The sequence below is a fragment of the Dyella choica genome (assembly GCF_003977665.1).
In the GTDB taxonomy this organism is placed as follows: domain Bacteria; phylum Pseudomonadota; class Gammaproteobacteria; order Xanthomonadales; family Rhodanobacteraceae; genus Dyella_B; species Dyella_B choica.
In genome coordinates, this window is record NZ_RYYV01000008.1 from 45,111 (window position 1) to 68,142 (window position 23,032).

The window sequence follows — 23,032 nt, forward strand, 5'->3', positions numbered from 1 at the left end:
TCGCCCGGATACCCATGAATCCCCGCATGAAGTCACCCTCCCAACACCGCCCACGACTGATCGTCACAGCCGACGACTTCGGCCTGCACGAGGCCGTCAATGAAGCCGTCGAAAGCGGTTACCGTGACGGCGTGCTGCGTGCCGCCAGCCTGATGGTGGCTGCACCCGCAGTGGCTGACGCGGTCGCGCGCGCCAAGCAGAGCCCCGGTCTTGCCGTGGGCTTGCACCTGGTGCTCGCCGATGGCCGCGCGATGCTACCGCCCACTCGCATTCCCGATCTGGTCGATGGACTAGGCATGTTCGATTCGAACATGGTGCGCAATGGCTTCCGCTTCTTCTTCCTGCCTCACGTGCGCCGCCAGTTGGCCGACGAAATTCGCGCACAGTTCGAAGCCTTCGCGGCGACCGGCCTGAAGCTCGATCACGTCAACGCGCACAAGCATTTTCACCTGCATCCCACGATCCTGACCCTGATGCTGAGCATCGGCCGCGAATACGGCGTGCGCGCCATTCGCCTACCATCGGAACCAGGCATGGGCCCTTGGCTGCGGCCGTGGCTGGCGCTGATGCGCTGGCGCCTGGACCGCGCCGGCGTCGCTTATAACGATCATGTGTTCGGCCTTCGCCACAGCGGCGGCATGGATGAAGCGGTGATGCTGGAAATCCTCGAACAGCTGCCGGACGGCCTGTCGGAGGTCTACCTGCATCCAGCTTCGCACGGCCAGCTTTCCGACAGCATGGCCAACTACCGGCACTCCGACGAACTCGCGGCGCTGCTGTCGCCGCGCGTACGCCAGACCATCGCCGATCGTTATCGCCTATGCGACGGCTTCTCCGATCCAGCGGCGCTCGCCATATGAGCATGAAGCTAGTCAGTTATATCGCCGGCCTGCTCGGCCTGGGCGTCGCCATCGCCCTGGTGGCACACCAGGGTTGGGGCGAGATCGTCACGGCGATCGACCGCGCCGGCTGGCCGTTGTTGTGGCTGCTGCCGTTCCACGTGCTGCCGCTGTTGCTGGATGTGATCGGCTGGCGCGTGCTGATCGCACCGCGCGATCCGCAGCGGCAGGCCACGCTGCCGTTCCTGTTCTGGGTGGCGGCCATTCGCGAAGCCAGCAATCGCCTGTTGCCGGTGGCGAACATCGGCGGCGAGATCATCGGCATCCGCCTGGTGAAATGGCGCGGCATCGGCGGCGCCGCCGCGGCAGCCAGCGTAATCATGGAAGTGCTGCTCACCCTGGTGAATCAATACCTGTTCACCGCCCTGGGCATCATTCTGCTGATCGAACTGACCAGCAACATCAGTGCGTTCAGCACAGTGATTTCGGCCCTGGCGGCCAGCGTGCCACTGCCGATCTTCCTGATCATCCTGCTGCGCCATGGCAAGGTGTTCTCGCGCCTGGAAGGCTTCGCCGAGAAACTGCTTGGCGGGCGCTCCAAGCTTACCGAGCTGATCGACGGGACCAACCTGGATCAGGAGATCCGCGAACAGTATTCGCGACCGCTGCGCCTGATATTCGCCACCGGCTGGCAGTTCGCGGGCTACGTGGTAGGCAGCTTCGAAACCTGGCTCGCGCTGCACCTGCTCGGCTACCCGATCAGCGTGTGGGATGCACTTGCCATCGAAGCGGTTACGCAAGCGCTGCGCCACATCATCTTTGTAGTGCCGGCCGGTCTGGGCGTGCAGGAAGGCGGTCTGGTGCTGTTCGGCAACATGATCGGCCTGCCGCCAGAAGCCAGCGTCGCACTGTCGCTGGTCAAGCGCATGCGTGAAGTAGGATTCGGTGTGCCCGCGCTGATCTCCTGGCAGTGGGCCGAAGCACGCAGGCTGTATGCGGGCTCCTCCGTGCGCGCGGACTCCGGTCAGCCGCCCATCTGAAGAGAATGGATTGATGACGTTCGAACACGACGCCTTTGACCCCGAAGCACTGGTGCCGGGCTATCGCGAACCGGTGTTGCCGGAAAGCGAGCCGGATGCAGCCACCATCGCGGCCTCCGAGACACGCACCCGGCATTGGTCGAGCAAGCAGCAGGGCAAACGCGTCAGGTATGGCTCGGCCGAGCACAAGCTGATGATGTGCCGGATGTTCGAGGAAACCTTCAATCCCTATCGCCCGTCCGTGCTCAGGTGGCCAACGCTGGACGAGGCGGCCCTGCACCGCATCACTTCGCTGCCGATCTGGGATATCGCCGTGCAGACCGAAGGCAAGGCGCGCCTACGCATGGCCGCCTATGCGCGCACAGTTGCCGATCCTGACATGCGCAACGTTCTCGCACAGAACGCATGGGAGGAAAACCGGCACAAGGAAGTGCTGTCGAAGATGGTGCAGCACTATGGCATTGCGCTGGTGCCCGAACCTCCCTACGAATACCCGCAAGATCCGGAATGGGCCTATCTGGTAACCGGCTACAGCGAGTGCATCGACAGCTTTTTTGCCTTTGGCTTGTTCAAGGTGGCGCATGATTCGGGCCTGTTCCCGCCCGAGCTGATCGACACTTTCGAACCGGTGATGCAGGAGGAATGCCGGCACATCCTGCTGTTCGCCAACTGGGTGGCTTGGCATCGCCGCAACCTCAGCCTGCTCCAGCGCATTGCCTTCGAGTGGAAAGTGTTTCGCGTCTGGTGCTTCCTTGGGCTGGAACGCATGGAGCTGGCCAAGAGCCTCGATGCGGACGGCAACGAGCACGCGCAGGACAACAACTTTACCGTCACCGGTGCGCAATCGGTCACCACGCAGGACCTGAGTGTGGCCGAACTGATGGCCACCTGCCTCAGCGAAAACGATCGCCGGTTTTCCGGCTACGATCCGCGCCTGCTGCGACCGGCCACCATGCCTTTCTTGGTGAAGCTTGCGTTGCCGGTGCTCAGGTTCTTTGAGCGACGCAAGCGCAAATAAATCCACGGCGTCTCACTGGACCATCACCTTCGCGAAAGCATGAGTCTACCTTGCACGGATGCAACGGTTGCTCGCTTTCGCAGGCACAACGACGTTCAAGTCCCTGCAAGCGTCGCTGGCCCGTCAAAGGCCTTTGGGATGTATTCCGGCTTGTTCGCGTGATCCAATCCCGTTCACGCGTTGCTGCCTGGCTTGGACGGCTTGATTGGCTGCATACGGTATACGCAGCGCCGCCCCTCCCGCAGCAGATGCTCTTCGCGTGACACTTGCGCCAATCCGTGCATGAGCGCCTGGAACTGCTGCAGTTCGGACATGCACAATCTTTGGCACAGCGTGGCCGCTGCGCAAATCGGGCAATGGTCTTCGATCAGCAGAAAATCAGCGCCGTCACGTTCCGCCCACGCCATATACCCTTGCTCTGTGCGTATCTGCGCCAATCGAGCGACCCGCTGCGGCAGGGACGTTGCGGACGCCATCCGCTCTCGATACTCGGCCAATTGCCGCACGCCGCGGTGCTCGACCATTTGAGCTACGCCATCCTGGCCGAACACTTCACCGACAGATTGAATGAGCTGCACGGTCAGTTGGGCGTGGGTATCGGGAAAGCGGCCGTGGCCGGCGGCTGTCAATTGCCAAAGTTGCTTGGGCCGCCCCACCCCAGTGCGAGCCACCACACCCTCCACGAGCCCCTGCTCGACCAGCTTCGCGATCTGCTGACGCACGGCCTCAGTCGTCGTGCCCAAAGCCTCGGCCAGACTCGCTGTGCTGCACGACGGATGGGTCTTCAAGCACATCAGCAACTGGTTCGCTGAACGTGCAATCCCATTAAACAAGTTTTCTCTTGTGTAATTCATGGCCGATCGACTAATATTAAAAGTACTTACTTGCATTATAGGACAGACCGCATGTGCGCAGAAGCACTCGATTCCGCATGCGAGATCAGAAAAAAGGAGCGTTTCATGCAAAACCCAACCTCATGGCGCAGCTACCTGCTGCTGCTTGGCCTTGGTCTCATCTGGGGCGGACAGTTCCTGTTCAATGCCCAGGCGGTGAAGGATTTTCCGCCGATTACCGTTACCGCCATTCGTGTACTCCTGGGCGCGCTCACACTGAGCCTCGCGTCATGCTTCGTTCCGGAAGGTTCAGGCCGCCGCGGCAAACGCTCGTGGTCCGTTGCCATCGTGCTCGGCCTGATCGCCTTGTTCGAAGCTGTTTTACCGCTATTCTTCGTCACCTGGGGCCAGCAGCATGTGGCGAGCAGCATCACGGCGGTCGTGGTCGGTGGTGTGCCCATCATCACGCTGCTGTTTTCTTTATTCATGGGTGGGCGGCATAACTTCACGGTCTATTCGGGACTTAGCGTGCTGGTGGGCTTCCTGGGCATCGTCGTTCTGGTCGCCCCAAGCGGCGGTGGCATGAACAATCAAAGCCTGGTCTACGAATTGGCCATATTTATGGGCGCGATATGCTTCGCGATTGGCTTGAACCTGTGGGAAAGAGTCCCGCACGACGAACCGATCCGCTCCACCCGGGACATGCTGTGGATGGCGTCAGTGCCGCTGACGGTCGCCGCACTCGTGCTGGACAAGCCGTGGTCGTTGCACTGGAGCCTTGAGGGCGTGCTGTCGCTGATCCTGCTCGGGACGCTGGGCTCGGGGGCTGCGTACTTGATGTATGTCTCGTTGGTCCACCGCAATGGTCCGGTATTTACTTCGTTGTCGAATTTCATCGTTCCCATGGTCGGCGTGGTGTTGGGCGTGGCCGTGCGAGGCGAGGCGTTCGGAGCGCGGCAAGGCTGGGCGCTGGCGCTGATCGTCGCCGCCCTGGCGATCAATGAAATGCGCGGATTGATCAAGGTCAAGGCGTAATGAACAGACGGAATTAGCCCTCAATAGAAGGAGCATTCCCATGGCTTATTTCAAAGCATCCCCGCAGCGTCGCAACTATTTCGCAACTTTCGGTATGGGACGCCCGCTGGTCCTGCTACACGGCATCACCAACACCGGCCGCGCCTGGGGCGCGCAACTGGAACCGTTTGTCGCCGCCGGCTTCCAGCTGATCATTCCAGATCATGCCGGACATGGCGCATCGGATCCGCTCCACCGCCCGGTGAGCGTCAAGGACCTGGCCGATGACGTACTGACGCTGCTCGATGCGCTTTCGATACGAAGCGCCGACGTCGTTGGGCTGTAGCTGGGCGGGCTCGTCGCCATGCAACTTGCGTTCGAAGCACCCGAACGGGTCAAACGTCTGGTGGTCGCCAACAGCTTTCCAGCGTTCAAGGGGGATGATGTTCGCAACATGGTGGCGACCTGGACGGAAACTTTCCGCCAGCCGGATGGAGCGGTGAAACGTTTCGAAAACACTTGGCCGGTCAACGCGAGCGAAACGTTCCGGCAATCCGCCGAGGGCATGCGGGTGTACCAAATGCTGCATGGGCTCGCCGCTGCAGCGGATGGCGCTTCTTTGGCACATGCGGCTGAGGGTGCCCTGGGCTTCGGCACCGATGGCCAATTGAACCGCCTTGAGCACGAAACCCTGTTTGTCGCCGGCACCCTGGACGCAGTACCGCCCCCCGCACTCTCTCGACAGATGGCCCAGACCGCTCCGCGCGGGCACTACGTCGAACTGCCGCATGCCGCGCATCTGTCCAACGTGGATTCCGCGCAGGCATTCAATGCGGCTGTTCTCTCGTTTCTGTCCGACAAAGGCTGAGAGATTCATGCGATGAACAGGCGACACTTTCAGACGGCTTCGACCACCGGCCTGGGACTCCTGGCGGTAGAAATGGCAGCAGGACGGACCGCAACAACAGCGACGAACCAGACGATATCCGCGCGAGGCTCACGTCCCTTGCTAATCCAAGGCGGCACCGTCATAACGCTCGAAAACGCCGGCATCCTTCTGGATGCCGATGTGCTCATCGAAAGCGGCTCCATCGTGGCCGTCGGAAGGCATCTTTACGCCTAGAATGCGGAAATCATCGAATCGATTCCGCGACCATAGCAGCCGAAGCCGCCTTATCCGGCGCATACCTTTTTGCTCAAATACAGGCACCGACGTAAGTAGGCACGAAACGCGCTAGCCCTGCTGCCGGAACCACCGTACCGCGTCTTCCAACGCCAATCGCGCCGGACGCGCCGTATAGCCCAGTTCCCGCTGCGCCTTTTCGCTGGAAAAGAACATGCGCTTCTTTGACATGCGCACTTCTTCCACCGTGGCGACCGGTGCCATGCCGGTGAGGCGCGCCCAGGCTTCGGCGACATACGCCACCGGCATCACGGCGGCATGTGGCAAGCGCACTTTCGGCGGCGCGCGCCCGGCGATATCGGCGATTTCGGTGAGCACTTCACGCAGGCTCATGTTGAAGCCGCCGAGAATGTAGCGCTCGCCGACGACCCCGCGCTCATAGGCCAGCCAGTGGCCCTCGGCCACGTCCTCCACATGCACGACGTTGAGGCCTGTATCCACGTAGGCGGGCAGGCGCCCCGCCATCGCGTCACGCACGATGCGGCCGGTGGGCGTGGGCTTGATGTCGTAGGGGCCGATCGGCGTGGAAGGATTGACGATCACGATCGGTACGCCGTCCTTCGCGAACTGCTTGGCCACTTCCTCGGCCAGGAACTTAGAGCGCTTGTAGTGGCCGATCATGTCGTCCACGGTTACCGGCGTGGTCTCGCTGCCGGGCGTGCCGTCCTTGGGAATGCCCAGCGTCGCAACACTGCTGGTGTAGACGATGCGTGTGACTCCGACACGCCTGGCGGCTTCCAGGATCGCGCGCGTACCCTCGACGTTGGCGCGATAAAGCTCCGCCGGATCGGGCGCCCACAGGCGGTAATCGGCGGCGACGTGGAACAACGCATCGCAGCCGTCGCAGGCGGGCAGCAGGCTGGCCGGCTTGGTGAGATCGCCTTCCATCACTTCCACGTCCAGGCCCTGCAGGTTGCGGCGATCCGAGCCCGCTCGCGCCAGCACACGCACCTTGTGGCCGTCGCGCAACAGGCGACGAGCCACGGCCGAGCCGACGAAGCCGGTGGCGCCGGTAACCAGCGCCCTCACGATGCCGCTACCTGGGCCACGCCCGCACGCATCCAGAGCGAGGCGCGCGCATTCGAAAAAGTGGGGATTGTCATCCCGCGATTATGGATGAAATCCGCCAGCAGGGCTCTGCCTCTCGCCCCGTATTCCTTTCATCTGCATTTCACAGCATGGCCCGATGCCTATCCGTTCATCGCACAGGCTTGTCCAAGCACCTGATGTGCTTCAGCATATTACGATGCCCATTCCCCCCCGCCAGCCCCAAGCCAGCGTGCGCTCACCGCATATGGTGCTTTCCTGCACGGCCGCATCGACCGCCGCGCCGGATTCGTACCCGTATGGATATGTCATAATTCCGGCGCTCGAGGCATCCCAATGATCGAATTCAACAATGCCACCGCCGGTAACGGAAGCGGGGAGGCCGACACCTATCAGGATGCGATCCTGCCGAAGGTATCCCGGACTTTTGCGCTGACCATCCCGCAGCTCCCGCCGGAGCTGCGCCGCGCCGTTGCGAACGCGTATTTGCTATGCCGCATCGCCGACACCATCGAAGACGAACCGGTATTCTCGGCCGAGCAGAAGCGCTCGTTCGAGAACGCCTTCGTCCAGGCGGTGATCGGGGACGCCGATCCGCAGGAGGTGGCGGACGAAATCGCCCCCCTGCTTTCGAGCAGCACGCTGGATGCCGAACGCGACCTCATGCAGCAGTTGCCGCTGGTGCTCGAAGTCACGCGCAGCCTCTCGCCGTCGCAGCAGGCGTCGATCGTCAAGTGCCTGCGCATCATGTCGCACGGCATGCACGACTTTCAGCGCAAAGCCGGCCTGCATGGCTTGCCCACGCTGCATGACATGGACCGTTACTGCTATTGCGTGGCCGGTGTCGTCGGCGAAATGCTGACGGAGCTGTTCGTCGACTTCGAACCGCTGCTCGCCCCCCACCGCAACGCCATGCTGCAGTTGGCGGTGTCGTTCGGCCAGGGCCTGCAGATGGTCAACATCCTCAAGGACCAGTGGGAAGACCGTGCACGCGGCGCCTGCTGGCTGCCGCAAGACCTGTTCGCGCGTCACGGCGTGAAGCTCGCCACGCTGCAATCCGGCACGCAGAACGCCGGCTACGCCGCCACCATGTCCGAGCTGGTCGGCATCGCCCACGCGCATCTGCGCCAGGCGCTGGACTACACCCTGCTCATTCCCACCAAGCACGCCGGCATCCGGCGCTTCTGCTTGTGGGCCATTGGCATGGCAGTGCTGACGCTGCGCAAGCTGCAACAGAACCTCGATTTTTCCGCGGGGGTGCAGGTCAAGATCTCGCGTAAGGATGTCGCCCGCACCATCCTGCTGACGCGCGTGCTGTGCAAGTCGAACTCCGGCCTGCGCTGGCTGTTCGCGATGAGCGCGCGCGGCTTGCCGCTGACGCCCCTGACGGCGGAATGGAGCGAGCCTTCCACACCCGCCCGCACCTGGCCCAAGCGCTCCATTCCGCACATTGCCGACGCCGCCGCCTGGCGCGAGCCGGCCGATGTCGAGGAAGCAGGACAGCGATGAATCCTTTCACGCCCAAGACCGCTGCCGTCGCCTCCGACGATCTGTTCCAGGCTGCCCAAAGCAGCACGCTGGACCAGGTGATCGAGCGCGGCCGTGCCGCCTTGCTGGCGCGCCAGCACCAAGATGGCCACTGGTGCTTCGAGCTGGAATCGGACTGCACCATCACCGCCGAATACATCCTGATGATGCACTTCATGGATGACATCGACGACGTACTGCAGGAGAAAATGGCGCGCTACCTGCGCGCCACGCAGGCAAAGGCCAAGCACGGTGGCTGGTCGCAATATTACGGCGGCGACCTCGACCTGTCTTGCACGGTGAAGGCCTATTACGCCCTTAAGGCCGCGGGCGACGACACGCAAGCCGAACACATGCGCATCGCGCGCGAGGCCATTCTCGCGCACGGTGGAGCGGCCAAGGCCAACGTGTTCACGCGCATCCTGCTGGCGCTGTTCGAGCAGGTGCCATGGCGCGCCACGCCTTATGTACCAGTGGAAATCATGCTGCTGCCGCGCTGGTTTCCGTTCCACATCGAGAAGATTTCGTACTGGGCGCGCACCACGCTGGTACCGCTCACCATCCTTTGTTCGCTGAAGGCCAAGGCGGCCAATCCGCGCAAAGTGCATATCCGTGAGCTGTTCGTTACGGCGCCAGAGCAGGAACGCCATTACTTCGTTCGCGGCGGCCTGCTGAATCGCTGCTTCCTGGCGCTGGACAAACTCGGCCGCAGCTGCGATCGCCTCATTCCGAAGTCGCTGCGCCAGCGTGCCGTAAAGAGGGCCGTCGACTGGTTCATGCCGCGCCTGAATGGCGAAGACGGCATCGGCGCGATCTTCCCGCCGATGGTCAACAGCCTCGAAGCGATGGCCCTGCTCGGCTATCCCAAGGATCATCCCGCGCGGCAAACCTGCTTGCGTTCGATCCAGAAGCTGGTCGTGCATCGCGCCGATGGCTCGGCCTATTGCCAGCCCTGCGTGTCACCGATCTGGGACACGGTGTGGAGCGCGCTTACGCTGATGCACACCAGCGACGACGCGCAGACGCAAGGCGCCATCGACAAGTCGATCGACTGGTTCGTCTCCAAGCAGGAGCTGGAACTCAAGGGCGACTGGGCCGTTCGTGCGCCGGACCTCAAACCGGGTGGCTGGGCATTCCAGTACAACAATGCCTATTACCCCGACATCGACGACACCGCGGTGGTCGCCGCCTTGCTGCACATCCAGGATCGCCGCCGCGGCGAACCCGGCCGGCATCGCCTGAACGTCGATCGCGCCGCAGACTGGATGATCGGCCTGCAGTCCAGGAACGGCGGCTTCGCCGCTTTTGACGCGGACAACACCTACTACTACCTCAACGCAATTCCGTTCGCCGACCACGGCGCCCTGCTCGATCCTCCGACCGAGGACGTATCGGGTCGCGTTGCCGCGGCCCTTGGAGTGCTGGGCCGTCCGCAAGACGCCCAGGCGTTGCGTCGCTGCGTCGATTATCTGCGCGACACGCAACTCGAGGACGGCAGTTGGTGGGGCCGCTGGGGCAGCAACTACATCTACGGCACCTGGAGCGTCCTGGCTGGCCTTGCGCTGGCCGGTGAAGATCCCTCCCAGCCAGCCATTCGCAAGGCGGTTCAGTGGCTGCGTTCGCGCCAGAACGCCGATGGCGGTTGGGGCGAGACCAACGACAGCTATATCGATCCAGCCTTGCGCGGCACCCACGGCGGAATCAGCACCTCGCAATCGACAGCGTGGGCGTTGCTGGCGCAGATGGCGGTCGGCGAGGTGCGTACGGAATCGGTACGCCGCGGCATCGAGTTCCTGCTTGACCACCAGCAGCCGGATGGTTTCTGGTCCAACCCCACGCACAATGCGCCCGGTTTCCCGCGCGTGTATTACCTGAAGTACCACGGCTATACCGCGTACTTTCCGCTATGGGCGCTGTCGCGCTATCGCCAGTTGCTGTCATCGGCCCAGGCTTGAGCACGCCTGCAACCCTTCGCGCGACTGGCATCGTCGTCGCGTTGGCATCCGAAGCCCGCGCCCTGACCTCGCGCACTACGCAGCCCGAGCGCATCACGGTTCTGGCCGGTGGCTCGGCGTTATGTCTCAGCGGCATGGGGCTTTCGGCGGCCCGACGCGCGGCGCAGATGCTGGTCGAAGCAGGTGCACCGGCGCTCGCCGTGTTCGGCGTGGCCGGTGCGCTCAGCCCGAATTTGCGCAATGGCACGCTGTTTTGTCCGGAACGCGTACTGGATGAAGAAGGACACCAGCGCGACACCGATCCCGCGTGGCGCGCAAGCCTGCGAAAACAGCTCACTTTGCCGGTCCGAACCGAAGGGGCCCTGCTCAGCGTTGCCGCTCCTTTGTTGACCGGGATGGCCAAGACCACCGCGCATCAACGCTGCGGCGCGCTCGCGGTGGATATGGAAAGCGCCGCTGTCGCGGCTGTGGCGGCAGAACATGGCCTGCCGTTCCTGGTGCTGCGTGCCATCGTCGACGAAAGCGATGACGCCATTCCCGAGGCATTGAACGGCAGCGTGGACGCCTGGGGACGCCCGCGCACGCTGAACCTGATCGCCGCGCTGGGCAGGCATCCGTCGCTATGGGGCGAGCTGCCGCGACTATACTCACGCATGCAAAAAGCCACCCAGGCGCTTCGCGCCGTCACCGCCGCCGCGGGGCCTAGCCTGGGCTGGCATCGATAACGTGTTCGAATTGCCGCCAGGCGGCAGCGTTTTTAGGAGAACCTCAGCATGTCCCTGCGTCATCGTTTTGGATCGATTCTGATCGCCGGCCTTTGCGCTTTCGCCAGCATGGCCGCGTCCGCGCACGCCATCCTCGTCGCCAGTTCACCCAAGCTGAACGGCACGGTCGCCGCCGGCCATGTGCAGATGGTGTTCAAATACAACAGCAAGATCGACCAGCACCGCTCGCGCATGCTGCTGATCGGCCCCGATAAGAGCGAAACGGTGCTGACCATCGCCACCGACAGCAAGAGCAACGAAATCGACACCAGCGCGGATCTCGCACCCGGCTCGTACACCTTGCGCTGGCAGGCACTGGCGCTGGATGGCCACATCACGCGCGGCGACCTGCCGTTTACGGTGGTGGCCAAGCAGTAACGAGCCGCCACGAGCGAATCGCCGTCACCCATGACCTCCATCGCAGTCACTCCCGCTTTTGCGGGAATGACTGTCGCAAGGGTTACCAGCCCCGATCACTCTTCCTGCCGAGCATCCTAAGTGGAACTTCTCGTCGACATCTTCGGCTACCTCAGCATCATCCTGCACGGCTTCACGATCGTCGCGCAGTCGATGACGCTGGGTGGCATCCTGTTCCTGGTTTTCCTGGTCCGCCCTTTCATGCACCTGCTTGCGCAAGGCGCAGACCTGGAACGGCGCATCGCAAGACTGACCATCCTGAGCGCGATCGGCCTGGTCATCGCCGAACTGGCCGGCGTCGGCTTGCAGGTGTCGGTCGTGAAATCCACGGTGGGCCTGAGTTTTCTCGACGTGATGCAAGCGCCCTTCGCGATTGCCGGCACGATCAAGATTCTGTGCGCACTATTGCTGATTCCCGCGTTGAGCAGACGCATGTCCGCAGGGCTGCTTGGCGCCGCGCTGCCGCTGCTGATTGGCGCAGTGGAACTGATTGCAGCGACGTTCACTACGCATGCGTACGCGCGCCTGGACAACAATGTTCTGCTGCTGTTGGTGGAGGGTTTGCACCAGTTCGGCGCAGCGATCTGGATCGGCGCCATTCCCTGCTTCGTGCTGGCGCTGAGCAAGCTGCATGACGAGAACGGTTGGCGCGTGGTTGGCGCACGCTTCTCGCGCATGTCGATGGTTGGCGTGGCCAGCATCATCCTTTCCGGCACGGTCATGAGCTTGTTCTACATCGGCGACGTGCAGGGCTTCTACGGCACGGCGTATGGCGTGATGGTGGGGGCGAAGATCGCGATGTTCGTAGCGCTGTTGCTGCTCGGCCTCGGCAACCTGCTGGTGACCGAGCGGATGCGCAAGAACCAGAATACCTCGGTGATTCGTCTGCGTCGGTTTGCCGAAGTGGAGATCGGCATCGGTTTCACCATCTTTTTTGCCGCCGCATCGCTGACGTCGGTACCGCCCGCGGTCGACCTCAGCGCCGATCGCGTCACCTTGCACGAGATTGCCGTGCGCAATGCACCGGCCTGGCCACGGCTCACTTCGCCCGACCACGATCAGCTGGCGGTCTCGCAAGCGCAGGCACAACTGGATCGCGAGGCCGAACAACGCCACCAGGCCGCTGCACAGGCCATCGTTCCCGGTTCGGGCGTGCTGCCGCCGCGCAATGCCGAAGACATCGCCTGGTCCGAATACAACCATCACTGGGCCGGTATCTTCGTCTTGCTGATCGGCTTCCTGGCCCTGCTCAATCGTGCTGGCGTGGGCTGGCTCAAGCATTGGCCGTTGCTGTTCCTGCTGATGGCCGGATTCCTGCTGGTGCGCTCGGACCCCGAAGTGTGGCCCATGGGCCACGAGGGGTTCTGGGTGGCATGGCGTGACGTGGAAGTGGCGCAGCATCGCTTCTTCGTGGCACTGATCATTCTGTTCGGCCTGTTCGAATGGGCGGTGCGGACCGGGCGCTTGCGCAGCGCGAAAGCCGGTCTGGTGTTTCCATTGCTGGTCTCGGTGGGCGGCGCGATGCTGCTGACGCACAGCCATCAGATCTCGAACGTGAAGGACCAACTGCTGATCGAGCTGACCCACACGCCGCTGGCGCTTGCCGGCGTGACCTCGGGCTGGGCGCGCTGGCTGGAGCTGCGCTTGCCAGGGCGCGGCGGCCGCATCGCGGGCTGGGCGTGGCCGAGCTGCTTCATGCTGGTCGGCGTGATCCTGCTCTGGTACCGCGAAGCCTAAAGTCCACCCGCACCGCTGGGTTACAAAACCCAGCATTGCCATGCCGCAGCGCGCGCGGTGCTGGGATTGCCGTCCCAGCCCACATGCTAAAATCCGAGATCCCGCCCTGCGCCTGGGCGGTTGCTCCCCTTTTTCTGCCCGGATTGCCCATGAGTCTGACGTCGCCTGAGGTTTCTGCGTTTGCCCAGCGCGTGCCTGCCTACCTGCAACGGCTGGAACGCACGACGGACGCCCTCCTCCCCGCTGCCTCCACCGACCCTGAGCGGCTGCACCAGGCCATGCGCTACGCCTGCGAAGGTGGCAAGCACCTGCGTGCACTGATGGTGTATGCCACCGGCGAAACGCTGGGCGTGGCCATCGACAAGCTCGATGCAGCCGCCTGCGCGGTGGAGCTGATTCATGCCTACTCGCTGGTGCACGATGACCTGCCCGCGATGGACAACGATGATCTGCGTCGCGGCCGCCCCACTGTGCACAAGGCTTATGACGAAGCCATCGGCATCCTGGTGGGCGATGCGCTGCAAACTTCGGCGTTCGAAGTGCTGGCCAATACCGCGGCGCTTGACGCGGAGCAGAAGGTGCGCATGATCCGCGTCCTTGCGCACGCTTCCGGCTCACTCGGCATGGTCGGCGGCCAGGCGGTCGACATGGCGTCCGAGAACAAGACCCTCACGCTCGCGCAGCTTCAATCTCTGCATGCGCGCAAGACCGGTGCGCTGATCCTGGTGACCTGCCAGCTCGCCGGCATCGCCGCGAATGCTTCCGAAGCTGTCGAGCAAGCGCTGGAGCGTTACGGCAAGTGCATCGGCCTGGCGTTCCAGATCCAGGACGACGTGCTCGACCAGATCGCCGACACCGCCACGCTGGGCAAGACGGCCGGCAAGGATGTCGCGCAACACAAATCCACCTTCCCCTCCCTGCTCGGGCTGGAGCAGGCCAGACAGCGTGCCGATGCCTTGTTCGACGAGGCGCGTGACGCGGCGCGCGGCATTTCCGATCAGGCCGAAGCGCTGCTGTGGTTGGCCGACTTCATCCAGCAGCGTGACCACTGAAGCTACGTTTCGTTGAGGTAATCCTTTGCACGCAGGAACGCGCGGCTATGCCGGCCGCACGTCGTGCAATTGCCAATTGGCGCCGATCAGCCAGTTCAGGCGCTGACGAATGATGCTCATCGGCAGGCTGCTGATCACATCCACTTCGGTGTGCAGATCCACGAGTTTCGCGCTCACGCTGGCGAGCTGATCGGTGACACCGAGGCGCTCGTCCACGTCCTCGGGATCAGGTTGCATGGCGCGCCACCGCTGGAACAGCAATGGGCTGCGCAGTGCTTCCTGCAAGGCGGCCGCGAAGTCGTTCGGGCCGGCGCCATCGTAGCTCAGCGCCAGTTCCAGGCCGCGCGCATGCTTGAGATCCTTGATCTGTAGATAGTAATGACTGCGACTGGTCATCTCTGACTCCCTTTGTGGTGACCATTTCTGTAACCCCCTTAAAACGGTAGCGCGCCCTGCTCCAGCAGGCTCGCAGCATGCTCAGGCGCCAGGCCATGCGGCAGGATGCCTAGACAAGGCGCCGGCAGCAGCGCGCGCAGCGTGTCGATATTCTCCCCGACCGCCGCCATTTCGGGGTCGATGCAGTTCCCAATCCAGCCCATCAACCGGCAGCCATCCGCGACGATGGCTTCGGCAGTGAGCAACGCGTGGCTGAGACAGCCCAGCCGCAAGCCCACGATCAGCACCACTGGCAGCTTCCACGCCTTAGGAATCTCCGAAGCGAACAGGCCCGGCGAGAGCGGCACGCGCCAGCCGCCGACGCCTTCGACCACCACCGTGTCATAGCGTGTGTGCAGAGCATGGAAAGCCGCCTGCAGCGGTGGCAATGCAATCGCCACACCTGCGTGCGCGGCTGCCAGATGCGGTGACAGCGGTTCGCGCAGGGCGATCGGATTGACCTCGGCGTAAGCGGGAACCGGCGTGCTGCTGGCGCCTTGCAATGAGAGTGCATCGTCGTTGCGCAAACCTTGTGCCGTCTCGACACAGCCGCTGGCCACGGGCTTCATGCCGCAAACGCGCAAGCCCTTCGCGCGCAGCGCATGAATCAAGGTACAGGCCGCGTGGGTTTTGCCGATGCCGGTGTCGGTGCCGGCCACGAACAGCGCCGAGCTCATGCTGCCCTCAGCTTGGCTTGTTTCGCCCAACGCCCGAGCAGCCAATACAGCGGAGTCAGCAACATATACACGAACCCCGGCAAAGACGCCCCCCACGGCGTGTCGGGAACGACCAGCGTCACGACAATCGAAAGCGAGGCCACGCACACAGCGATCGCCCACATGTAGAAAAGCTTGCGCGCATCGATCCGATCCGCATGCGGCATATTTACCGTGCGCAAACTATGGTGATAAAGACAGGCAATGCAGCCTGCCATGCAAGCGTAGGCCAAGGCGTAGCACAGGTAGAGCTCCTTTACGTCGCGCAGGCTATCAATGCTCGGCGCACCCGGCAATTCCTGATGGGCGAACAGCGCATAGAGCGCGCTGAACATTCCCTGGAACAGCAGGTTGAGCGGGTACACGAATATCAGTGCGAAGAACACCAGCATCAGACTCAGCAGCATGCTGGTCTTGTCGTGCAGCCGGAAGCGGTCGCGCCAGCGTACCTGCTGGTGCCAGAAAACCATCAACGAGGCAAAACTGCAGGCAAAGGCCGGAATCCGGTACAACGCCAGCGCGAAATCGTGCAGGCTATGCGGCACCTCGGCCCCTGCAATGGCCAGTACGCTTATCGCAAAAGCGAAGGCCGCATCGATGAATCCATCCAGCCGGTGCACCTCGACACGCCCGCCCTGCGCAGCATCGTGCTGCTCGCTCATGGTCCACGCCCCTTGTGACTGTGCTGCAGATGACCCATCTTTGCCCTATCAGTCTGCAGCAATCGAGTCCAGCCGTCATGTTCCAGATCCAAAACCTGTCCACGGCAAGCAAATCCGAGCAGTACGCCGACCTGACCGAACAGGTCCGCGGCATGCTTGCCGGCGAACCCAATATGATCGCCAACGCGGCCAACTTCTCGGCCCTGGTGTTTCACAGCCTGCCCGACTTCAATTGGGCCGGTTTTTATCTGTTTGACGGGCGGGAGCTGGTTGTAGGACCGTTCCAGGGCAAGCCGGCCTGCGTACGCATCGCACTGGGCCGTGGCGTATGCGGCACCGCGGCGCAGACGCGCCAGAGCCAACTGGTACGCAACGTCAACGAGTTCGATGGCCACATTGCCTGTGATGCCGCATCGCAATCGGAGATCGTGGTGCCCTTGGTGAAGGCGGACGGTACGCTGCTGGGCGTATGGGATGTCGACAGCCCGTCGATCGGCCGTTTCGACGAGGAGGATCGCGCCGGCATGGAAGCGTTGTGTGCAGCCTTTATGGAAAGCGTCAACGCGTAGCCTGGGGTGCAAACCGCAATCTACGTGTTGCGTTCTTGCCCTTCCAGCAGGCGCATGACAGCTATACGCGCCTCTTCCACCCCCGTGCCGTCGGGTGCCGAGAACACCTGCATCGTCACCGGGGTATTCGCACCGATGTCCTTGCGCAAGGCGGCCAGCGCCTGGCTCGCCTGATTGCGCGAAAGCTTGTCCGCCTTGGTCATCAGCACGTGGCATGGCAGGACGGTGCCGAGGCAGAAATCCAGCATCATCCGGTCGAAGTCCTTGAGCGGATGACGGATGTCCACGATCAGCACCACCCCACGCAGACTGCGGCGTACGTGCAGGTAGCGGTCGATCTCATGCCGCCAGTGTTCGCGCAAGGCATCGGGCACCTTGGCATAACCATAGCCGGGCAGGTCGATCAGGCGCGTCTCCAACGGCTGCGACGTTTCACCACGCAGCACTGTGGGTAGCGAAAAAGCAACCATCTGCTGGGTGCGCCCCGGCGTTTTCGAGGTGCGCGCCAGGCCCTTCTGGCCGGTCAGTGCGTTCAGCGCGCTGGACTTGCCCGCATTGGAACGCCCGGCGAATGCCACTTCGGCGCCCTCGTCGGCGGGCAGTTGCTGGACGCGATGGGCGGCAAGCACGAATTGTGCACCCTGCAGGGGATTGGTAGGCATAGTCCTGGGTTTGACCGGCTAAGATGGGGTAAGGATAATTTCGAAGTTCTGCCAGTCACGGTACCCTGAGAGTGCGTACCGTACATCCAACAGCAGTATTTTCTGGAGGCAAGTGTATGAGTTTTCGGCTCGCCGGTTGCCGGCCCGCTGTCGTGAATGCAGTAGCCCTGGTTCTTGCTCTTTCCTCCAGCGTCGCCTTTGCGCAGAACCCCAAAGCCGCGCCCAAACCGAATGCACCGGCTCCGGCCGCTTCCACCGCCAAACCCGCGCTCGTGGCCAGCGCCGCCCCGGCAGCCACAGCCACGCCGCACGACGACAACTGGATGATGACCACCAAGCCCGGCGATGCCACCGCCGGCCAGGCCAAGGCCGCCGCTTGTGGCGCCTGCCACGGCATGGACGGCAACTCCTCCGATGCGCAGTATCCGAAGCTCGCCGGCCAGCACGAGATGTACATCGCGCATTCCCTGCACAGCTTCAAATCCGGCGAGCGCCAGAACGCGATCATGCTGGGCATGTCCACGGCGCTCTCCGGCCAGGACATGCGCGACATCGGCGCCTATTTCGCCAGCAAACAGCCGCTGCCGGGCGTTGCCGACCAGGCGCTGGTCGAGCACGGCCAGAAGCTTTATCGCGAAGGTGATCCCGCACGCGGCATTCCGGCATGCATGGCTTGCCACGGCATCGATGGCCGCGGCAATCCGGGCGCGATGTACCCACAGCTCACCAGCCAGCATGCCCAGTACGTCGAGGCCAAGCTGAAGGACTTCCACGACGGCACGGTCTGGGGCCAGGAGGCGCATGCGCAGATCATGCCGACCGTCGCCAAAAACCTTGACCCGCAGGATATCGCCGCATTGGCCAGCTATATCGAAGGCCTGCACGTTACCGACCACGTCGCGGCCGCCAAGTCGCCGTAACTTCCGGCCGGCCATGTTGTCCTAAGCTTTCCCGTTTTCCCCTGTCCTGAGACCAGCCATGCTGAAGCGTTTGCCCTTCCTCTGCGCAGCGTTGATCGCGCTTGCCGCCTGTAGCCACAACGGCTCCGATTCGACGGCGCCGCAGCCCGCACCGGCCCAGACCTCCGCGCCAGCCGCCCCAGTCTCGGCCGCGCAGCCTGCCCCTGCCAGCACCGCACAGGCGCAGGCTGCCGCCTCCACGGCCGCACCTGCCAGCAGCGCAGCCACGCCCGCCGCAGCTTCCACGGCAACCGCACCGCGCAAACCCTCTGCGCCGGCCGAACCCTTCGTGGACAACGGCAAATGGGTGGAAGGCAAGAACTACTTCCCGATCGAGCCGCAACAGCCCACCGGCATTCCGGACAAGATCGTGGTAACCGAAGCGTTCTCCTATGCCTGCCCGGCCTGCAACGCCTACCACACCTCGGCCGATCAGCTTGAGCAGAGCCTGCCGTCGAATGCAGTGATGAGCTATCTGCCGGTTTCGTTCCGCCCGGATGAAAACTTCCCGCTGTTCCAGCGCGCCTACTACGCCGCCAAGGCGCTGGGCGTGGCCGAAAAGGCGCACGATGCGATGTTCGACGCTGCGTGGAAAAGCGGCGAGCTGGCCTCCGACGATCTCGCCACCGGCCGCCCCAAGCCGCAGTCCGCCTGGCCGACCATCGATGACGTGGCGAAGTTCTACGGCAAGTACGGCGTCGATCCGAAGCAATTCGTAGCGGTGGCCAATTCCTTCAGCATCAATACGCAGATGAAGCGGGCCGATGACATGGTGAAAGCTTATGGTGTGGAAGGCACCCCCACCATCATCGTCAATGGCAAATACCGTTTCACGCCGGGGGACGCCGGTGGCTACGCCCAGTCCATCGAGCTGACCAAATGGCTCGTCGCCAAGGAAGCGGCGGGCAAGTAAGCCAAGCATGCGCAGCGCCCGGTTCGCCGGGCGCTTTTTGTTGGATCCCGATGTCCGACGAGTTTCGTCATTAGGAAGAACCATGTTCAAGACCACCCGATTGCGTCTCGCCACCCTGTTCTGCGGCCTGCTGCTGACCACGGCCTGCAGCGCGGCGGCTCCCGATGCCGCCGCCCCGTATACCGACGGCGACCAGTACGTCACCCTGCCGGCGCCGAATCAGCGCTACAGCAGCAGCGGAAAGGTCGAGGTGGTGGAAGTGTTCTCCTACGGCTGCATCCACTGCGCCGAGTTCTCCCCTTACGTCGACGAACTGCGCAAATCGCTGCCCAAGGGCGTGGAATTGAAGCTGGTGCCGGCACCGTTCAACGATAGCTGGGTGCCGTTTGCGCGCGCCTACTATGCGTCGAAGAAGCTGGGTCTGCTCGAACAGACGCACGATGAGTTTTTCAAGGCGAAATTCAAGGACCAGTATCCGATCAATTCGATGGACGAGATTGCGGATTTCTACGCACGGCACGGCGCCAACCGCGACAAATTCCTGAGTGATGCCAAGGCGCCGGAAGTAGATGCGCAGATCAAGCGGGATCTCGCGCTGATCCAGACCTGGGGCGTGGACGGCACGCCTACCATCGTGGTCGACGGCAAGTACCGCAGCGCCAATGTCAAGAGCTTCCAGGAACTGGCGGCTCTCACCAAGTGGCTGGTGCAGCGGGAACTGAACGCCGGGCACCAGTAAGCCGCCATAGGCTACGATGCGGTTTTCACAATAACCGCATCGGGAACCTTTAGGATGCCCCGGTCCTTTCCCCGAGCATCCCGGCATCGTGCCATGACACGCGCCCCCGGCAAGCATCAACGGCTGCGCCTCCTCAGCTGCAATATCCTGGCGGGCGCCAGTGTGCAGCGTTACCACCAGTACGTCACTCGTGGCATCAACGCCGTACTGCCTGCGCGCAGCAAGCTGGACAACCTCGATCGTCTGGCGGAACTGCTGCCGCAGTTCGACGTGATCGGCCTGCAGGAAGCGGACGCCGGTAGCCTGCGCTCCGGCTTCCTCAACCAGACCCGCTATCTTGCCGAAACCTCTCGCATGCCGTTCTGGAGCCATCAGCCCAACCGGCCAGTCGCGCAGCTTTCGCACACCGCCAATGGCCTGATTTGCAGACTGGAACCAGAGGTGGTGGTCGACTATCCCCTGCCCAGCCGCATTCCCGGGCGAGGTGCCTTGTTGGCACGCTTTGGCGACGAAGCCCATGGGTTGGCGGTGGTGATTGCGCATCTCTCACTGAGTGCGCAGGCGCGTGCGAGACAACTGGCCTTCATTGCCGAGGTGTTGCAGGACCACCCGCATGCGGTGCTGATGGGCGATCTCAACACCGATTCGCGCAGTCCTGAAATGCGCCATCTGTTCGCCCACTCGAGCCTGCAAGCACCGGAACACGCCGTACCTACCTTTCCCAGCTGGAAACCACGGCGCGCGCTCGATCACATCCTGGTGTCGTCGCACATCCGGATCGACAAGATGTGGACGTTGCCGCAAGCGTTCTCCGATCATCTGGCGCTGGCCGCTGAAATCCAGCTTCCCTCCGCTCCACGCAAAGCGCATAAATGACCGCACGACGTTTCTTTCCCATCGCCCTCCCCTGGTTCCTGCTCGTTGCGGCCGGCCTAACGGCGGTATGGTTGCGCTACGGCTTCATCCAGCCGCCCGAATTGGCGCATCTGTGTGACGACGGCAAGGGACCGGCGTGGTGCGGCGCACGCGAGGCGATCGTGATCGGCTTCAATACCTATGGCTACGGCATCGCCGCGATCATCGCGGCCGCGCTGGCGCTGATCCGGAGCAAGCCATGGCTGGCATGCCTCGCGGCCGCGCTTGGTGTTTTTGCACTGACGCTGTACTGCTACATCCCCGGTGCGATCGCGCTGCTAGTCGGCAGCCTGCGTCTGGTACGCCTGCAAGCGATGGCAACGCCAGGCGACCCACACCGGCACTGAGATCGCCAGGTTCAAGCCCAGCCATAGCCACGTGACCTTGCTCACGCCAGCCTCCTGCACCACCGGAACGATTGCCAGCACAGGCGCCACGCACGCCATGAACCGCTGTTCGGCCGACGGCATGGAAAACTCGTGCGTCAGCAGGCCGAACAAGCCATAGGCAACGCATGGCAGCGCGAACAAGCCCATCGGAAAATCCATGTAGCGGCCGTTGAACGCGAGCAGGATGTCGTACAGCACCAGCGCGAACAACGCAGCATAACGCCACCAGGGAGAGGGTTCGGTGTGGTCATGACGATCCGCCAAATGTGCTGCAATGCGCCGCGCCAGGGCTGCCGCGATCACCCAAGCACCGGCCAGACACACGGATGAAAGCAGCCATTCCCACCACCCTTCGCAAGCAAACAGCATTTGTCGCAATTGCCAGGCCACGGCAGTCCCTGCAGCAAAGCCCATCAGCGCAAGAGCAATCCAGCCCCGCAAGCCTTGCCAGCTGCGGCGCCGTCCACCTATGCAAGCAAAGGCAATGCTGCCCGACATGCCCGCCAACCAGCCCAACCACCAGTGCGGCTCCTCCCTCACCGGGCCGAGCATCGGAAATTTCGGCTTTGCGTCGGAATCGAAAATGCCCCAGTAGCCGCCTACGGTGCCTTCAAGCGCACGCTTCCACGGCTGGTCGAAGGCCTCAATGACGTTGTAGGGCATGCGCACTTCGGCGGCGTAGCGCAGGAAGGACCGCAGATAGAACGCCTCATCCACCAGGCTGGGCTCGGCCGAACGGCGCAGGCGTCCAGCGCTGGGCCAGCCGGTTTCGCCGATCATCACCTGCTTGCCGGGGAACATGCGCTGCATGCGTTGATACACTTCTTCGACGTGATGCACGGCATCGACGGCAGCCACCGGATTGTCTTCCCAGTACGGCAGGATGTGGATGGTGACGAAATCCACCGCACTGCCCATTTGCGGATAGCGCAACCAGTTTTCCCACACGTCGGCATAGGTCACCGGAATCGCCGCAGGTACCGCCGATCGCACGCGCTGGATGAATTCGGTAAGGCGCTTGGGCGACAGTTCGCCGCGCAGCAGCACTTCGTTGCCGACCACGACGCCGCGGATCACGCCAGGATTCGCCTTGGCTGTGGCGATACCCTGCTCGATCTCCCGTTCATTGGTCTTCGCCACCCCGCCCAGCCAGATACCCATCAGCACCTGCATGTGATAACGCGCAGCAATCGCCGGCACCGCGGCCAGTCCATTGCCTTGCGAATAAGTACGCACGCAGTCGAAGCGTTGCGACAGGGCGCGCAGGTCTTCATCGATACGTTCGGGCGTCATCACGAATTGCGTATCGAAAGGTGTCTCGCCTGGCTTGCGAAATGGCGCATAAGACACGCAGGCGATACGCGCCGACGGAGCATCCGGCAAGGCGATCAGCCTGCCGATCTGCCACCACCAGGCCAGGCCGGCCAGCGTGGCCAGGATCAGCGCCAGCCAGGCAAGGCCGTAGTGGGCGACATTTTTTGGCTTGGGCGGCATGCGGGCCTTGGGCGCGTGAGGTGGCAGGACGTCGAAGGATAAAGGGGAACAGGGAACGGCGAACAGAGAACAGAACGGGGCCGCGAGTCAGGATGGGCTGCTTTGCACTCGACTCGAAGCGAGGGTCGCTGGATGCAAAACGCTGCATGTTCC

Annotated in this window: 23 protein-coding genes and 1 pseudogene; 17 read left to right on the plus strand and 7 right to left on the minus strand. The window is 63.0% G+C overall.

Translation table 11 applies throughout. The annotated features are described in order from the left end of the window. Positions 1 to 26 precede the first annotated feature (26 nt). Genes hpnK through EKH80_RS12215 form a run of 3 tightly spaced genes read left to right on the plus strand, consistent with a single transcriptional unit; the run spans position 27 to position 2,897 of the window. Positions 27 to 860, plus strand: coding sequence for a hopanoid biosynthesis-associated protein HpnK (gene hpnK / locus EKH80_RS12205; RefSeq protein WP_126685044.1), 834 nt, complete (start codon positions 27 to 29; stop codon positions 858 to 860). Next, positions 857 to 1,879 (plus strand): flippase-like domain-containing protein, encoded by a 1,023-nt coding sequence (locus EKH80_RS12210; RefSeq protein ID WP_230473646.1) that lies wholly within the window; start codon positions 857 to 859, stop codon positions 1,877 to 1,879. Before hpnK ends, EKH80_RS12210 begins: the two co-directional genes overlap by 4 nt. Before the next feature lie 13 nt (positions 1,880 to 1,892). Then, the gene (locus tag EKH80_RS12215; RefSeq protein WP_196240385.1) at positions 1,893 to 2,897 is read left to right on the plus strand and encodes a ferritin-like domain-containing protein; all 1,005 of its coding nucleotides are present in this window, start codon (positions 1,893 to 1,895) and stop codon (positions 2,895 to 2,897) included. Between the two features lie 173 nt (positions 2,898 to 3,070). Here EKH80_RS12215 and EKH80_RS12220 read toward each other — a convergent pair whose 3' ends face one another. Continuing rightward, positions 3,071 to 3,787, minus strand: a complete 717-nt coding sequence (locus EKH80_RS12220; RefSeq protein WP_230473647.1) for a helix-turn-helix transcriptional regulator — start codon at positions 3,785 to 3,787, stop codon at positions 3,071 to 3,073. 69 nt (positions 3,788 to 3,856) lie between these two features. On the opposite strand from EKH80_RS12220, the gene EKH80_RS12225 reads away from it, so the two are divergent. Both EKH80_RS12225 and EKH80_RS24160 read left to right on the plus strand, forming a co-directional pair. Continuing rightward, positions 3,857 to 4,765 (plus strand): DMT family transporter, encoded by a 909-nt coding sequence (locus EKH80_RS12225; protein ID WP_230473648.1) that lies wholly within the window; start codon positions 3,857 to 3,859, stop codon positions 4,763 to 4,765. A 94-nt stretch (positions 4,766 to 4,859) separates the two neighbouring features. After that, positions 4,860 to 5,612, plus strand: a pseudogene (locus EKH80_RS24160) (alpha/beta fold hydrolase). Positions 5,613 to 5,978: 366 nt separating this feature from the next. Here EKH80_RS24160 and hpnA read toward each other — a convergent pair. Continuing rightward, on the minus strand, positions 5,979 to 6,956 hold the full coding sequence (gene hpnA, locus EKH80_RS12240) for a hopanoid-associated sugar epimerase (RefSeq protein ID WP_126685045.1): 978 nt from the start codon (positions 6,954 to 6,956) through the stop codon (positions 5,979 to 5,981). Positions 6,957 to 7,310: 354 nt separating this feature from the next. Between hpnA and EKH80_RS12245 the strand changes: the two genes are divergently transcribed. The 6 genes from EKH80_RS12245 (at position 7,311) to EKH80_RS12270 (ending at position 14,426) form a co-directional block, all read left to right on the plus strand. Beyond that, entirely contained in the window at positions 7,311 to 8,483 is a 1,173-nt protein-coding gene (locus EKH80_RS12245) for a phytoene/squalene synthase family protein (RefSeq protein WP_126685046.1), read from the plus strand. Further along, positions 8,480 to 10,456 carry a squalene--hopene cyclase gene (gene shc, locus EKH80_RS12250; protein WP_126685047.1) on the plus strand — a complete coding sequence of 659 codons (1,977 nt, stop codon included), beginning with the start codon at positions 8,480 to 8,482 and terminating at the stop codon, positions 10,454 to 10,456. Before EKH80_RS12245 ends, shc begins: the two co-directional genes overlap by 4 nt. Continuing rightward, positions 10,453 to 11,181: a phosphorylase family protein gene (locus EKH80_RS12255; RefSeq protein WP_230473654.1), complete on the plus strand. Its 729-nt coding sequence runs from the start codon at positions 10,453 to 10,455 to the stop codon at positions 11,179 to 11,181. Before shc ends, EKH80_RS12255 begins: the two co-directional genes overlap by 4 nt. A 48-nt stretch (positions 11,182 to 11,229) precedes the next feature. Then, positions 11,230 to 11,598, plus strand: a complete 369-nt coding sequence (locus EKH80_RS12260; RefSeq protein WP_126685049.1) for a copper resistance CopC family protein — start codon at positions 11,230 to 11,232, stop codon at positions 11,596 to 11,598. Positions 11,599 to 11,718: 120 nt separating this feature from the next. Next, the gene (locus EKH80_RS12265) at positions 11,719 to 13,374 is read left to right on the plus strand and encodes a copper resistance D family protein (RefSeq protein WP_126685050.1); all 1,656 of its coding nucleotides are present in this window, start codon (positions 11,719 to 11,721) and stop codon (positions 13,372 to 13,374) included. 149 nt (positions 13,375 to 13,523) lie between these two features. Continuing rightward, positions 13,524 to 14,426: a polyprenyl synthetase family protein gene (locus EKH80_RS12270; protein ID WP_126685051.1), complete on the plus strand. Its 903-nt coding sequence runs from the start codon at positions 13,524 to 13,526 to the stop codon at positions 14,424 to 14,426. A 45-nt stretch (positions 14,427 to 14,471) separates the two neighbouring features. Here the strand turns inward: EKH80_RS12270 and EKH80_RS12275 are convergent, their stop codons facing one another. Genes EKH80_RS12275 through EKH80_RS12285 form a run of 3 tightly spaced genes read right to left on the minus strand, consistent with a single transcriptional unit; the run spans position 14,472 to position 16,239 of the window. Further along, complete coding sequence (locus EKH80_RS12275) at positions 14,472 to 14,822, minus strand: hypothetical protein (RefSeq protein WP_126685052.1); 351 nt, start codon at positions 14,820 to 14,822, stop codon at positions 14,472 to 14,474. Positions 14,823 to 14,860: 38 nt separating this feature from the next. After that, entirely contained in the window at positions 14,861 to 15,538 is a 678-nt protein-coding gene (gene bioD, locus EKH80_RS12280) for a dethiobiotin synthase (RefSeq protein ID WP_126685053.1), read from the minus strand. Then, the gene (locus tag EKH80_RS12285) at positions 15,535 to 16,239 is read right to left on the minus strand and encodes a TMEM175 family protein (RefSeq protein ID WP_126685054.1); all 705 of its coding nucleotides are present in this window, start codon (positions 16,237 to 16,239) and stop codon (positions 15,535 to 15,537) included. Before EKH80_RS12285 ends, bioD begins: the two co-directional genes overlap by 4 nt. Positions 16,240 to 16,316: 77 nt before the next feature. Here EKH80_RS12285 and EKH80_RS12290 point away from each other — a divergent pair, with 77 nt between their 5' ends. Further along, positions 16,317 to 16,808 carry a GAF domain-containing protein gene (locus tag EKH80_RS12290; protein WP_126685055.1) on the plus strand — a complete coding sequence of 164 codons (492 nt, stop codon included), beginning with the start codon at positions 16,317 to 16,319 and terminating at the stop codon, positions 16,806 to 16,808. A gap of 20 nt (positions 16,809 to 16,828) precedes the next feature. Here EKH80_RS12290 and yihA read toward each other — a convergent pair whose 3' ends face one another. After that, positions 16,829 to 17,470, minus strand: a complete 642-nt coding sequence (yihA, locus tag EKH80_RS12295) for a ribosome biogenesis GTP-binding protein YihA/YsxC (RefSeq protein WP_126685056.1) — start codon at positions 17,468 to 17,470, stop codon at positions 16,829 to 16,831. 116 nt (positions 17,471 to 17,586) lie between these two features. On the opposite strand from yihA, the gene EKH80_RS12300 reads away from it, so the two are divergent. From EKH80_RS12300 to EKH80_RS12320, 5 genes are all read left to right on the plus strand, one after another. Further along, entirely contained in the window at positions 17,587 to 18,390 is an 804-nt protein-coding gene (locus EKH80_RS12300; RefSeq protein WP_126685057.1) for a c-type cytochrome, read from the plus strand. 58 nt (positions 18,391 to 18,448) lie between these two features. Beyond that, on the plus strand, positions 18,449 to 19,342 hold the full coding sequence (locus EKH80_RS12305) for a thiol:disulfide interchange protein DsbA/DsbL (protein ID WP_126685058.1): 894 nt from the start codon (positions 18,449 to 18,451) through the stop codon (positions 19,340 to 19,342). A gap of 82 nt (positions 19,343 to 19,424) precedes the next feature. Continuing rightward, the gene (locus EKH80_RS12310) at positions 19,425 to 20,081 is read left to right on the plus strand and encodes a thiol:disulfide interchange protein DsbA/DsbL (RefSeq protein ID WP_126685059.1); all 657 of its coding nucleotides are present in this window, start codon (positions 19,425 to 19,427) and stop codon (positions 20,079 to 20,081) included. A gap of 93 nt (positions 20,082 to 20,174) precedes the next feature. Continuing rightward, positions 20,175 to 20,957 (plus strand): endonuclease/exonuclease/phosphatase family protein, encoded by a 783-nt coding sequence (locus tag EKH80_RS12315; RefSeq protein ID WP_126685060.1) that lies wholly within the window; start codon positions 20,175 to 20,177, stop codon positions 20,955 to 20,957. Beyond that, positions 20,954 to 21,343 carry a hypothetical protein gene (locus EKH80_RS12320; protein ID WP_126685061.1) on the plus strand — a complete coding sequence of 130 codons (390 nt, stop codon included), beginning with the start codon at positions 20,954 to 20,956 and terminating at the stop codon, positions 21,341 to 21,343. Before EKH80_RS12315 ends, EKH80_RS12320 begins: the two co-directional genes overlap by 4 nt. Here EKH80_RS12320 and EKH80_RS12325 read toward each other — a convergent pair. Next, entirely contained in the window at positions 21,275 to 22,879 is a 1,605-nt protein-coding gene (locus EKH80_RS12325; RefSeq protein ID WP_126685062.1) for a glycoside hydrolase family 17 protein, read from the minus strand. The two genes, EKH80_RS12320 and EKH80_RS12325, sit on opposite strands and share 69 nt — an antisense overlap. Positions 22,880 to 23,032 lie beyond the last annotated feature (153 nt).

What these genes read in the sequence shown, in the direction of transcription:
- EKH80_RS12220 (WP_230473647.1), bottom strand. Translation starts at nt 3,787, where the DNA reads ATGCAAGTAAGTACTTTTAATATTAGTCGATCGGCCATGAATTACACA.
- EKH80_RS12310 (WP_126685059.1), top strand. Translation starts at nt 19,425, where the DNA reads ATGTTCAAGACCACCCGATTGCGTCTCGCCACCCTGTTCTGCGGCCTG.
- hpnK (WP_126685044.1), top strand. Translation starts at nt 27, where the DNA reads ATGAAGTCACCCTCCCAACACCGCCCACGACTGATCGTCACAGCCGAC.
- yihA (WP_126685056.1), bottom strand. Translation starts at nt 17,470, where the DNA reads ATGCCTACCAATCCCCTGCAGGGTGCACAATTCGTGCTTGCCGCCCAT.
- bioD (WP_126685053.1), bottom strand. Translation starts at nt 15,538, where the DNA reads ATGAGCTCGGCGCTGTTCGTGGCCGGCACCGACACCGGCATCGGCAAA.
- EKH80_RS12210 (WP_230473646.1), top strand. Translation starts at nt 857, where the DNA reads ATGAGCATGAAGCTAGTCAGTTATATCGCCGGCCTGCTCGGCCTGGGC.
- EKH80_RS12325 (WP_126685062.1), bottom strand. Translation starts at nt 22,879, where the DNA reads ATGCCGCCCAAGCCAAAAAATGTCGCCCACTACGGCCTTGCCTGGCTG.
- EKH80_RS12320 (WP_126685061.1), top strand. Translation starts at nt 20,954, where the DNA reads ATGACCGCACGACGTTTCTTTCCCATCGCCCTCCCCTGGTTCCTGCTC.
- EKH80_RS12305 (WP_126685058.1), top strand. Translation starts at nt 18,449, where the DNA reads ATGCTGAAGCGTTTGCCCTTCCTCTGCGCAGCGTTGATCGCGCTTGCC.
- EKH80_RS12315 (WP_126685060.1), top strand. Translation starts at nt 20,175, where the DNA reads ATGACACGCGCCCCCGGCAAGCATCAACGGCTGCGCCTCCTCAGCTGC.
- shc (WP_126685047.1), top strand. Translation starts at nt 8,480, where the DNA reads ATGAATCCTTTCACGCCCAAGACCGCTGCCGTCGCCTCCGACGATCTG.
- EKH80_RS12270 (WP_126685051.1), top strand. Translation starts at nt 13,524, where the DNA reads ATGAGTCTGACGTCGCCTGAGGTTTCTGCGTTTGCCCAGCGCGTGCCT.
- EKH80_RS12245 (WP_126685046.1), top strand. Translation starts at nt 7,311, where the DNA reads ATGATCGAATTCAACAATGCCACCGCCGGTAACGGAAGCGGGGAGGCC.
- EKH80_RS12260 (WP_126685049.1), top strand. Translation starts at nt 11,230, where the DNA reads ATGTCCCTGCGTCATCGTTTTGGATCGATTCTGATCGCCGGCCTTTGC.
- EKH80_RS12300 (WP_126685057.1), top strand. Translation starts at nt 17,587, where the DNA reads ATGAGTTTTCGGCTCGCCGGTTGCCGGCCCGCTGTCGTGAATGCAGTA.
- EKH80_RS12285 (WP_126685054.1), bottom strand. Translation starts at nt 16,239, where the DNA reads ATGAGCGAGCAGCACGATGCTGCGCAGGGCGGGCGTGTCGAGGTGCAC.
- EKH80_RS12225 (WP_230473648.1), top strand. Translation starts at nt 3,857, where the DNA reads ATGCAAAACCCAACCTCATGGCGCAGCTACCTGCTGCTGCTTGGCCTT.
- EKH80_RS12215 (WP_196240385.1), top strand. Translation starts at nt 1,893, where the DNA reads ATGACGTTCGAACACGACGCCTTTGACCCCGAAGCACTGGTGCCGGGC.
- EKH80_RS12275 (WP_126685052.1), bottom strand. Translation starts at nt 14,822, where the DNA reads ATGACCAGTCGCAGTCATTACTATCTACAGATCAAGGATCTCAAGCAT.
- EKH80_RS12290 (WP_126685055.1), top strand. Translation starts at nt 16,317, where the DNA reads ATGTTCCAGATCCAAAACCTGTCCACGGCAAGCAAATCCGAGCAGTAC.